The 9142-nt window shown below is 73.3% G+C and carries 13 protein-coding genes; 5 read left to right on the top strand and 8 right to left on the bottom strand.

The window, feature by feature from the left end; genetic code table 11:
* On the bottom strand, nucleotides 1-1006 hold a 1006-nt coding region (locus tag IG86_RS0105310), incomplete at its 3' end, for an AfsR/SARP family transcriptional regulator (protein WP_167751134.1).
* Between the two features lie 73 nt (nucleotides 1007-1079).
* Here IG86_RS0105310 and IG86_RS0105305 point away from each other — a divergent pair.
* Nucleotides 1080-1880 (top strand): site-2 protease family protein, encoded by an 801-nt coding sequence (locus IG86_RS0105305; protein ID WP_030819700.1) that lies wholly within the window; start codon nucleotides 1080-1082, stop codon nucleotides 1878-1880.
* Nucleotides 1881-1931: 51 nt separating this feature from the next.
* Nucleotides 1932-2549, top strand: coding sequence for a DUF7691 family protein (locus IG86_RS0105300; RefSeq protein ID WP_030819698.1), 618 nt, complete (start codon nucleotides 1932-1934; stop codon nucleotides 2547-2549).
* Between the two features lie 20 nt (nucleotides 2550-2569).
* Here IG86_RS0105300 and IG86_RS0105295 read toward each other — a convergent pair whose 3' ends face one another.
* Together IG86_RS0105295 and npdG are read right to left on the bottom strand one after the other, a co-directional pair.
* Complete coding sequence (locus tag IG86_RS0105295; RefSeq protein ID WP_030659233.1) at nucleotides 2570-2758, bottom strand: hypothetical protein; 189 nt, start codon at nucleotides 2756-2758, stop codon at nucleotides 2570-2572.
* A 98-nt stretch (nucleotides 2759-2856) separates the two neighbouring features.
* Nucleotides 2857-3561 (bottom strand): NADPH-dependent F420 reductase, encoded by a 705-nt coding sequence (npdG, locus tag IG86_RS0105290; RefSeq protein WP_030659234.1) that lies wholly within the window; start codon nucleotides 3559-3561, stop codon nucleotides 2857-2859.
* An 84-nt stretch (nucleotides 3562-3645) separates the two neighbouring features.
* Between npdG and IG86_RS0105285 the strand changes: the two genes are divergently transcribed.
* Nucleotides 3646-4251 (top strand): hypothetical protein, encoded by a 606-nt coding sequence (locus tag IG86_RS0105285; RefSeq protein WP_030894968.1) that lies wholly within the window; start codon nucleotides 3646-3648, stop codon nucleotides 4249-4251.
* Nucleotides 4252-4266: 15 nt separating this feature from the next.
* On the opposite strand, the gene IG86_RS0105280 is transcribed toward IG86_RS0105285, so the two are convergent.
* Nucleotides 4267-4509 carry a hypothetical protein gene (locus IG86_RS0105280; RefSeq protein WP_030819694.1) on the bottom strand — a complete coding sequence of 81 codons (243 nt, stop codon included), beginning with the start codon at nucleotides 4507-4509 and terminating at the stop codon, nucleotides 4267-4269.
* A gap of 93 nt (nucleotides 4510-4602) precedes the next feature.
* Here IG86_RS0105280 and map point away from each other — a divergent pair, with 93 nt between their 5' ends.
* Together map and IG86_RS0105270 are read left to right on the top strand one after the other, a co-directional pair.
* Nucleotides 4603-5460 (top strand): type I methionyl aminopeptidase, encoded by an 858-nt coding sequence (map, locus tag IG86_RS0105275; RefSeq protein ID WP_030819692.1) that lies wholly within the window; start codon nucleotides 4603-4605, stop codon nucleotides 5458-5460.
* A 127-nt stretch (nucleotides 5461-5587) separates the two neighbouring features.
* Nucleotides 5588-6235, top strand: a complete 648-nt coding sequence (locus IG86_RS0105270) for a biliverdin-producing heme oxygenase (protein WP_030819690.1) — start codon at nucleotides 5588-5590, stop codon at nucleotides 6233-6235.
* 82 nt (nucleotides 6236-6317) lie between these two features.
* Here IG86_RS0105270 and IG86_RS0105265 read toward each other — a convergent pair whose 3' ends face one another.
* The 4 genes from IG86_RS0105265 to IG86_RS39700 form a co-directional block, all read right to left on the bottom strand.
* On the bottom strand, nucleotides 6318-6638 hold the full coding sequence (locus tag IG86_RS0105265; protein WP_030894965.1) for a hypothetical protein: 321 nt from the start codon (nucleotides 6636-6638) through the stop codon (nucleotides 6318-6320).
* Nucleotides 6639-6709: 71 nt separating this feature from the next.
* The gene (locus IG86_RS0105260) at nucleotides 6710-7375 is read right to left on the bottom strand and encodes a PhzF family phenazine biosynthesis protein (protein WP_107051835.1); all 666 of its coding nucleotides are present in this window, start codon (nucleotides 7373-7375) and stop codon (nucleotides 6710-6712) included.
* 19 nt (nucleotides 7376-7394) lie between these two features.
* The gene (locus IG86_RS0105255) at nucleotides 7395-8816 is read right to left on the bottom strand and encodes an HtaA domain-containing protein (protein WP_030894960.1); all 1422 of its coding nucleotides are present in this window, start codon (nucleotides 8814-8816) and stop codon (nucleotides 7395-7397) included.
* 59 nt (nucleotides 8817-8875) lie between these two features.
* Nucleotides 8876-9103 carry a hypothetical protein gene (locus IG86_RS39700; protein ID WP_051784964.1) on the bottom strand — a complete coding sequence of 76 codons (228 nt, stop codon included), beginning with the start codon at nucleotides 9101-9103 and terminating at the stop codon, nucleotides 8876-8878.
* Nucleotides 9104-9142: the final 39 nt, after the last annotated feature.

Here is a 9142-nt window from a genome sequence, read left to right as displayed (position 1 = left end):
GCGGGGATCCGGTGGCTCCGCCCGCATCGGGTCCGGTCTGCGGGCCGGGGGCCCGGGAGGCTGGACCACTGCCGACGGCAGGAGCGTGGCCCGCAGCCGGGCCGTGGGTCGGGGCCGGGGCGGGGGTCGGGGCCGGGGCGTGGGCACGGCCCGGAGCGTGGGCACGGCCCGGGGCCGGAACGTGGCCCGCAGCCGGGGCGTGGCCCGCAGCCTGGGCGCCGGCCGGGTGTTCCGGGCCGGCGGGATGCACGAACCTCGGCCCGGCGGCCGCGGGCCAGGTCACCGGGGCGGGGTCGGCCGGCTCCAGGAGTTCGGCGTGCAGGGCGCGCAGGGCCGGGCCGGGGTCCGTGCCGAGCCGGTCGGCGAGGTCCCTGCGGACCTCGTCGTAGGCGGACAGGGCCTCCGCCGGGCGGCCCGCGTCGCGCAGGGCGCGGATCCGCAGCGCCTGGAACGGCTCGTCCAGCGGCTGGCGCGCGCACAGCGCGGTCAGCTCCGGCAGGCACTGCTCGGCCTGGCCCAGGGCCAGGGCCGCCGTGAGCCGGCCCCGGCGCGCGTCCATCCGTACGGCCTCCCAGCGCGCGGCCTCCGCGGCCGGGTCGGGCAGGTCCGCGAGGGCCGGGCCGCGCCACAGGGCGAGGGCCTCCTCGTACCGGGCGGCGGCCTCGGCCGGGTCCCGTGCCTCGGCGCCGGCCCGGGCCAGCCGCTCGAAGCGGTACAGGTCGACGTCCTCCCGCTCGGCGGCCAGCTGGTAGCCGCCCTCGGCGGACAGCACGGCCGTGTGCCCCAGCGCCCGGCGCAGCCGGCCCACCAGGGCCTGCAGGGCGGCCACGGCATCGGCCGGCGGGTCGGCGTCCCACACCTCGTCGACCAGCAGCCGCACCGGCACCATCCGTCCCGGGCGCAGCGCGAGCGCCGTCAGGAGGGCGCGCAGACGCGCGCCGCCGACGGGTACGGGGGTCCCGTCGTCGCGGAGGGCCTGGGCGGAGCCGAGAATCGCATAGCGCACCGGCCCATTGTCCCCGGAGCCCGGCCCGGCCCCGAACCGTTTTCCGTACGCGGCCCGGGATAGGTTTCCCCGCATGGGTCATCAGGGTGCCCGCCACGAGCGGCGGATCAGTTCGGTATTCCTCGGCATCTTCGCCGTCATGGCCGTCACCGGCTGGGCGGTGTGGACGGGGTACTCGACGAGCACCGGGCTCGCGGTGTTCCTCTTCGTGACGTCGGCGTGGATCGTCTCCCTCTGCCTGCACGAGTACGCGCACGCCCGGACCGCCCTGCACGGCGGCGACCTCACGGTCGGCGCCAAGGGCTACCTGACGCTGAACCCGCTCAAGTACACGCACGCGCTGCTCAGCATCGTCCTGCCGGTGGTCTTCGTGATCCTGGGCGGGATCGGCCTGCCGGGCGGCGCCGTCTTCATCGAGCGCGACCGGATCCGGGGCCGCTGGAAGCACAGCCTGATCTCGGCGGCGGGACCGCTCGCGAACGTGGCCTTCGCGGTCGTCTGCACGGCCCCGTTCTGGCTGGACGCGCTGGACGGGGTGCCGCTCGCCTTCCGCTACGCGCTGGGCTTCCTCGCGATGCTCCAGGTGACGGCGGCGATCCTGAACTTCCTGCCGGTGCCGGGCCTCGACGGCTACGGGGTGATCGAGCCCTGGCTGTCGTACCGGGTGCGGCGCGAGGTCGAGCCGCTGGCGCCGTTCGGCCTGATCGCCGTCTTCGCGCTGCTGTGGATCCCGGGGGTCAACGCCGTCTTCTTCGACGCGGTGTACGGCGTGCTGTCGGCGCTGGGCGTGTCGGGTCTGGAGACCGACTGCGGCCGCGAGCTCTACCGCTTCTGGCAGGAGGGCAGCGGCTTCTGCGAGGTCCCGCAGGGCTAGAGGTGTCCGCAGTCGGCGATCATGAACGTCGACGACGGAGGGAATGGGTCCATGGGGAACCTGGAGATGAGCACCGGCGACATGCGGGTCGTGATCCGGCTGCTGACGGCGGTGGAGCGGACGCCCGAACAGGATCGCGTCCTCGCCATCGCGCGGGACCGGTGCGCGCGCACCGACGCCCGCCTCGCGGACCACGGCATCACGCTGGGCGTGCCGGTCGCCCGGGCACTGGAGGAACTGCTGGCCGACGGCCCCAGCACGGACATGGAGCCCGGCTACCGCTACGCCTTCCAGGCGCTGGTGGCGGTGAACTTCTCCGACACCTACGACCTCGGCCACTGGCGGCGGCCCTCCTGGTTCCACACCGTCGACGAGGAGATGACCCGCCACGGGGTCCCGGCCGACCTGGCGCCCGCCGAACTCCTCTTCTCGGGCCCGCCGATCCGCCTCCCCCACCCGGGCGACGCCCTCCCGGCCATGGGCACCTTCCCGGCCTCCCGGGCCGCAGAACTGGTCCGGGCGTACGAGGCGGTCCTGGACCGGCTCGACCCCGAGGTGCGCGAGACGGCGCAAGTGCTGCTGGAGCCCATGCGGGTGGAGGCCGGGGAGTGGGAGCGGACCAAGAAGGCCGGCCGCACCGAGGACACCGTCTTCTTCTGGCTCCACTGAGCGGCGGCGGCCGCCGCGGCTCAGACGTTGCGGGCGGTGGCGGCCTTCTCGGCCTTGGCCTTGCGCATGTAGTACCAGGCCATGTTGGACGTGAGGCCCGCCAGCAGCACCCACACGATCCCGAGGAAGCTGCCCTCCACGAAGGCGACGACGGCCGCGGCCACGGCGAGGGCGCAGACGACAACGGCGAAGACGGCAAGGCGGGGCATGGGAAGAGCTCCTCGGGAACACGGAAGGCGGTAGAGCCCCTCCAGTGTCCCCCATGCCCCGCAGTGCTGCCGTAAAGGACCCGGCCGGGGCCGGGTGGTCAGACGTCCGTCGTGCGGAGGCCCGCGTGGGCCTTGTAGCGGCGGTTGGTGGAGATCAGGTTCGCCACGAGGGCCTCGACCTGGTGGGCGTTGCGCAGGCGGCCCGCGAAGATGCCGCGCATGCCGGGGATGCGGGCGGCCAGGGCCTGGACGATGTCGGTGTCGGCGCGGGATTCGCCGAGGACCATGACGTCGGTGTCGATCTCGTCGATCGACTCGTCCTGGAGGAGGACCGCCGAGAGGTGGTGGAAGGCCGCGGTGACGCGGGAGTCCGGGAGCAGGGCGGCGGCCTGCTGGGCGGCGCTGCCCTCTTCGACCTGGAGGGCGTAGGCGCCCTGCTTGTCGAAGCCGAGCGGGTTGACGCAGTCGACGACGAGCTTGCCCGCGAGGTCCTCGCGGAGTGCTTCGAGGGTCTTGGCGTGGCCCTCCCACGGCACCGCGATGATGACGATGTCGCTGCGGCGCGCGCACTCGGCGTTGTCCGCGCCCTCCACTCCGTGCCCCAGTTCGTCGGCGGCGGTGCGGGCGCGGTCGGCGGCACGGGAGCCGATGATCACCTTCTGGCCGGCGCGGGCGAGCCGGTAGGCGAGGCCCCGGCCCTGGTCGCCGGTGCCGCCGAGGACGCCGACGACGAGGCCGGACACGTCCGGCAGGTCCCAGGGGTCCTTGGCCTGGGGCTTCTGCGTGCTGTCTGAGGAAGTCATGGGGGCGAGAGTACTGCCGGGTAGCCCAAGGTCGAAGAGCCGGGAACCGCCCCCCGTGTCGGCGTGATGCGGCAGGATGCCGCCATGGATGCCGTCAGGGTCGCCCTGCTGCGCGAGGTGCTCGCCGGTACGCAGTGGCCGGGCGACGCGCGCCGCTTCGCCGGCTCGCTGCGCCGGTCCGTCGTTCCGGCCAGCGGGAACCTCCTGCTGGTGGGGACCGAGGGCTACGAGCCCTGGCACCTGGCGGCGCACCTCGTGGACGAGGCCGCCTGGTCGGGCAGCCCGGAGCTGGCGCCGACGCTGGTGCGCCACCGGGTACGGCCCGGGGAGCCGCCGCACCTGTCGGTGGGGCTGGGCCGGCTGGCGGCGGCCGGGCGCGGGCACACCGTACTGGTGGTGGCGCCCCGGGAGCCCGGCGAGGGGCTGCTGGAGCGCGTGCACGACGCCCGGCGCGCGGGGGCGACCGTACTGTCCCTGGACGGCGGGGACCCGGACCTGGGCGCGCTCTCGCACGATGCGCTGTCGGTGCCGGAGGGCGGCGCCGAGCTGGATCTGGACACCGTGCAGCACCTGGTCAGCGCGGCGGCCGGGGAGAACGGCCCGCCGGCGCCGCGCGGGTCCCGCCGGCTGCGGGACCGGCTGGCGGGGCTGGCCGACCGGCTGACCGCGCCGCCCCCCAGCCGCTGGTAGTCGCCTGCGGGCCCGTCAGCCGGCCGTGCCCGTGCCCTCTTCTTCCTCGCGGGTCTTGTCGTTCCAGTTGGGGTCGTTCTGCCACTCGAGGTTGCGTTCCTGCGCCGTCTCCATGGCGTGGGCGGCCTCCTCGGGCGTTCCGTAGGGGCCGAACCGGTCCTTGGCCGGGCACTCGGGGCCTTCCTCGACCTTGTGGTGGACCAGGCAGTAGTACCACTCGCCGGCTTTGCCCACCTGGCGCTTCTTGAACAGGGCCATCGTCGTCCAGGCTCCTCTCGATGCCTCCGCAAGCCGCTGTGTGCCGCTCTATCCCGCCATGCTGCCCCATCCCCGCTGGATACACTCGCTTGCATGTCCGGTCAGTCGCTGCTCGTACCAGGCGAGCTCTCTCCCGCCCGTTCCGTTCCCGGAAACATCCGCCGTCCCGAGTACGTCGGCAAGCCCGCGCCCACTCCGTACACCGGACCGGAGGTGCAGACGCCCGAGACCATCGAGGCGATGCGCATCGCCGGCCGGATCGCCGCCCAGGCGATGGAGGAGGCCGCCAAGCTGATCGCGCCGGGGGTGACCACCGACGAGCTCGACCGGGTCGCCCACGAGTACATGTGCGACCACGGCGCCTACCCCTCGACGCTCGGCTACCGCGGCTACCCGAAGTCGCTGTGCTCCTCGGTCAACGAGGTCATCTGTCACGGCATCCCCGATTCCACCGTCCTGCGCGACGGCGACATCGTGAACCTCGACGTGACGGCGTACATCGGCGGGGTGCACGGCGACAACAACGCCACCTACCTGTGCGGCGACGTGGACGAGGAGTCGCGGCTGCTGGTGGAGCGCACCCGCGAGGCGCTGAACCGGGCGATCAAGGCCGTCAAGCCGGGCCGTCAGATCAACGTCATCGGCCGGGTCATCGAGTCGTACGCGAAGCGCTTCGGCTACGGCGTGGTCCGGGACTTCACCGGCCACGGCATCAACTCGTCCTTCCACTCCGGCCTGATCATCCCGCACTACGACAGCCCGCACGCCACCACGGTCATCGAGCCGGGGATGACCTTCACGATCGAGCCGATGCTGACCCTGGGCACCCACGACTACGACATGTGGGACGACGGCTGGACGGTCGTCACGAAGGACCGCAAGCGCACCGCGCAGTTCGAGCACACCCTGGTGGTGACGGACTCCGGGGCGGACATCCTGACCCTTCCCTAGCCGGTCCCCCGGCCGGATTTTTTACCGACAAGGCGTCGGGAACTCATTGACTTAGGCAAGCCTAAGTAGGAGTATCGGGCGTGGCGGCAATGCCGCCACGCCTGTTTCCTCTTCCTGGAGGTCCGCCTTGGACGCCTTCTCTACGGTCATCCGCGTCGCGTCGCACGAGCAGCACACCGAGGCCGAGACGTCGACCTTCATGAGCGACCTGCTGGGCGGACGGCTCGGGGTGGACGCGTACACGCGGTACACCGAGCAGCTGTGGTTCGTGTACCGGGCCCTGGAGGAGGCGGCCGAGTCCCTGAAGCACGACCCGGTGGCGGGCCCGTTCATCCGGCCCGAGCTGATGCGCGTCGCGGAGATAGAGCGGGACCTCGCCCACCTGCTGGGCCCGCAGTGGCGCGAGAACGTGGTGGCGCTGCCCGCGACCGAGGCCTACGCCGCACGGGTGGCCCAGTGCGCGGCCGAGTGGCCGGGCGGGTACGTCGCCCACCACTACACCCGCTACCTGGGCGACCTCTCCGGCGGCCAGATCATCCGCGACAAGGCGGAGCGCACCTGGGGCTTCGAGCGCAAGGGCGACGGCGTCCGCTTCTACGTCTTCGCGGACATCTCCAACCCGGCGGCCTTCAAGCGGACCTACCGCGAGCTGCTGGACGCGATCGCCGCGGACGACCTGGAGAAGCAGCGCATCATCGACGAGTGCAAGCGCGCCTTCGACTTCAACGGCGCGGTCTTCCGCGAGCTGGGCGAGGAGTTCCCCCTCAGCGCGTGACCCCGGGTGCGGGTACGAGTACGGGGCCGGGCCGGGCGCACAGTGCGCCCGGCCCGGCCCCGCGGCCGTTTCAGGGGCCGTTTCAGGGGCCTGCCGCGATCACCCAGAGGACGAGCCAGGTGACGAGCAGTACGTTCGGGTAGAAGAGGGCCATGAGGCAGCCCGCGCTCCCCAGCGCGAGGCGCCGCCGACGCTGCGCGTCCGTCCGCGGCGGGATCCAGGTGGTGGCCACCAGCGCCAACGGGATGACGTAGAACAGGGCGTAGGGGCCCCGGGCACCCGGCCCGTACGAAAGCGTCTGGCCGAGCCACACGGCGGCCGGCGCGAGCACGGTGAAGAGCAGTGCCACCGGCAGCCACGGCCGCCGCCCGTCGGGGTGCGCGGGCATCGAGTTCGACGTCATGGCGCCATTGCACCGCGGCACGCCGGTGCGCCGACAGCGCCCGCGTACTCAGCTTCCCGGGTGCGGGATACCTAGGCGGGGTGCGCGGGCGGGGCGAAGCGGACGCGGCCGCCGACCTCGATGGTGCCGTCCGCGCCGGGGGCGGTGAGGATCTGGGAGCCCGCGCCCTGGGTGATGTTCAGGGCGCGGTCGAGTTCGGCCGTCAGCAGGATCGCGGCCGAACCGGTGGCCTCGTCCTCGGCGATGACGCCGTCGGGGCGCCGCGGGAAGCCCCGGGCGCGGACGCGTCCCGCGGCCTCGTCCTCCCACGCCCAGGCGTAGAGCCAGCCCTCGCCCGGCGGCGGCGCGGGGAGCGCCTCGACCTCGGCGACGCTGTCGTACTGCCGGGTCCGCTTGCCCTCGACCCATTCGGGCCGGGCCGTGATCCAGGTGAACTCCCCGTCGTCACGGGCCCATACGGAACCGACGGGCGGCTGGAGCTCCTCGATGTCCAGCAGCCACGCGACCCCGACCAGCGGGTGTCCCGCGAAGGACATCCGCGTGCCGGGGGTGCGGATGTCGACGACCCCGCGCTCGGGGTCGTCGACGAACACCGTCTCGCTGTAGCCGAGTTCGGCGGCCAGCGCCTGGCGGGACGCGTCGTCGGGGCAGGTCCTGCCGTCACGCACGACACCGAGCAGGTTGCCGTACCGGCCGTCACCCGCGCAGAAGACCCTCAGCACATCGAGATCGTTCACGCGGGAATTCAAGCACGGTTCAGACCTGGGCCGTACGCCGCCTGCGCGCGAGGAGGACCGCGCCCGCGCCGGCCGCGATCACGACACCGGAGGTGGTGAGCAGGGCCCCGGCCGGGATCTCGGCGCCGGTGTTCGCGAGGTTGCCGCCGACGGAGCCGCCGCCCGCGGTGCCGCCCGTACCGCCGGCGGTGCCGCCCGTCGAGCCGCCCGTGGCGCCGCCGTCGGTGCTGCCGCCGGTGGAGGGCAGGGTGGCGTCCTTGTCCACCGCCACCGAGAAGGTGAGCGGGTCGATGGCGTCGCCCGCCTTGTACATGGAGCCGGTGGTGTCGTTGGCGAAGGCGGCCGCGCCGTCGGCGGTGAAGGCCGCCGGTACGGCGTTCAGCGCCAGCACGCCGTTCTTGGTCCTGTAGTCGGTTTTCGACAGGTCGAGCGTGGCGAAGGCGACGCCGGTCCTGCTGCCGGCGGCGTTCTTGACGTCGACGTAGAGGGTGCCGGACTTGCCGGTGGCGTCGACGCGGGGGTTGGCGAAGGTCATGTCGATGCCGTGGGCGGCGTACTGGAAGCGGAGGTTGCCCTCGAAGGAGGCGTTCAGCTTCTGCTTCTTCACGTCCAGCTCGCCCTTGCCGAAGGCGAAGTCGAAGAGGTCGCCGTTCTTGGCGGCGCCGCCGGCCGGGGTGATCGAGCCCGCACCCAGCACGTAACGGCGGAAGGACTCCTTCACGCCCCACGTCAGCTTGCCGTTCAGGACCTTCTGCGTTCCGCCGGCGGGAACGGTGGGGCTCGGGTCCTTGGTGGGGGCGGGGTCCTTGGTGGGCGTCGGCTTCGTCGGGGTCGGCTCGGGGGCCGGGGGCTCCTCGAACTTCAGGTTCGCGGTGAGCGGGTCGCCGGCCTTGCCCTCGTAGCCCGCGGAACCGAGCGCGTCCGCGGCCTCCTTGGTGAGGGTCGTCGCGAGGCCGGTCATCGACTGGCCGGCGAAGGCCACCGTGGCCAGCGGCACGTCCTGGGCCGTGGCGCCGGACTTGGTGACGTCGGCGGTCAGCTTCTTGGTACCGGTGTCGATCCGGATGTCCGAGAGCTTGACCTCGAAGCCGTGGCCGGTCGGCGGGGCGGGCGAGGAGAAGGTGACGCTGCCCTTGAAGGCGGCCTTCACGACGTGGCCGCCGGCCGGGTCGTACTGGCCGGTCGGCTCGACGAACCGCAGGGTGCCGTCCGCGTTCTGCTGGGCGCCGTCGGCGACGGTGATGGTGCCCTTGGCCATGCCGGTGACGTAGGCGCGGTAACTGGCGAGGACGCCCCAGTCGAGGGACCCTCCGACGATCTTCACGGGCCCGGTCGGGGGGCCGCCCGCGGCGGTGGCCGGCAGGGCGAAGGCGGTGGCGCCGAGGGCGGCGGCGGTCAGGACGGCTGCCGCGAGGGAGATCGGGCGGCGGATGGACGACATGGCGGGCAACTCCTGGGAGAGGGATGGGGGCAGGGGGCACAGGGGGCAGGGGTGGGGCACTACTTCGAGGCGTCGGCGGCCGCCTCCGAGGCCCGGACCGGGTGCTCCGCCCGGGCAGCGCCCGAGTCAGCGACAGCCACCGCGGGAGTGACCGGGTCCGGGCTCTCCACCCCGGCCGAAGCAGCCGCCCCACCGCCGTCCGGCTCGGCGGCCGCAGCCGGTGCGGGCTTCGCGGTGGCGGGAGCGGCAGCGGCCGGTGCGGGTGCCGTGGTCGTGCCGGTCGGCATCGACGGCTCCACGACAGCGGACGGCGCCTCAGCCGACGC

This window comes from Streptomyces virginiae, assembly GCF_000720455.1.
In the GTDB taxonomy this organism is placed as follows: Bacteria; Actinomycetota; Actinomycetes; order Streptomycetales; family Streptomycetaceae; genus Streptomyces; species Streptomyces virginiae.
This window is presented reverse-complemented; position numbering and strand designations above follow the sequence as displayed.

Excerpts from the sequence above, each read along its gene's own strand:
- npdG (WP_030659234.1), bottom strand. The coding sequence starts at position 3,561 with ATGACTTCCTCAGACAGCACGCAGAAGCCCCAGGCCAAGGACCCCTGG.
- IG86_RS0105255 (WP_030894960.1), bottom strand. The coding sequence starts at position 8,816 with ATGTCGTCCATCCGCCGCCCGATCTCCCTCGCGGCAGCCGTCCTGACC.
- IG86_RS0105265 (WP_030894965.1), bottom strand. The coding sequence starts at position 6,638 with ATGACGTCGAACTCGATGCCCGCGCACCCCGACGGGCGGCGGCCGTGG.
- IG86_RS0105285 (WP_030894968.1), top strand. The coding sequence starts at position 3,646 with ATGGATGCCGTCAGGGTCGCCCTGCTGCGCGAGGTGCTCGCCGGTACG.
- IG86_RS0105300 (WP_030819698.1), top strand. The coding sequence starts at position 1,932 with ATGGGGAACCTGGAGATGAGCACCGGCGACATGCGGGTCGTGATCCGG.
- IG86_RS0105305 (WP_030819700.1), top strand. The coding sequence starts at position 1,080 with ATGGGTCATCAGGGTGCCCGCCACGAGCGGCGGATCAGTTCGGTATTC.
- IG86_RS0105295 (WP_030659233.1), bottom strand. The coding sequence starts at position 2,758 with ATGCCCCGCCTTGCCGTCTTCGCCGTTGTCGTCTGCGCCCTCGCCGTG.
- IG86_RS0105280 (WP_030819694.1), bottom strand. The coding sequence starts at position 4,509 with ATGGCCCTGTTCAAGAAGCGCCAGGTGGGCAAAGCCGGCGAGTGGTAC.
- map (WP_030819692.1), top strand. The coding sequence starts at position 4,603 with ATGTCCGGTCAGTCGCTGCTCGTACCAGGCGAGCTCTCTCCCGCCCGT.
- IG86_RS39700 (WP_051784964.1), bottom strand. The coding sequence starts at position 9,103 with ATGCCGACCGGCACGACCACGGCACCCGCACCGGCCGCTGCCGCTCCC.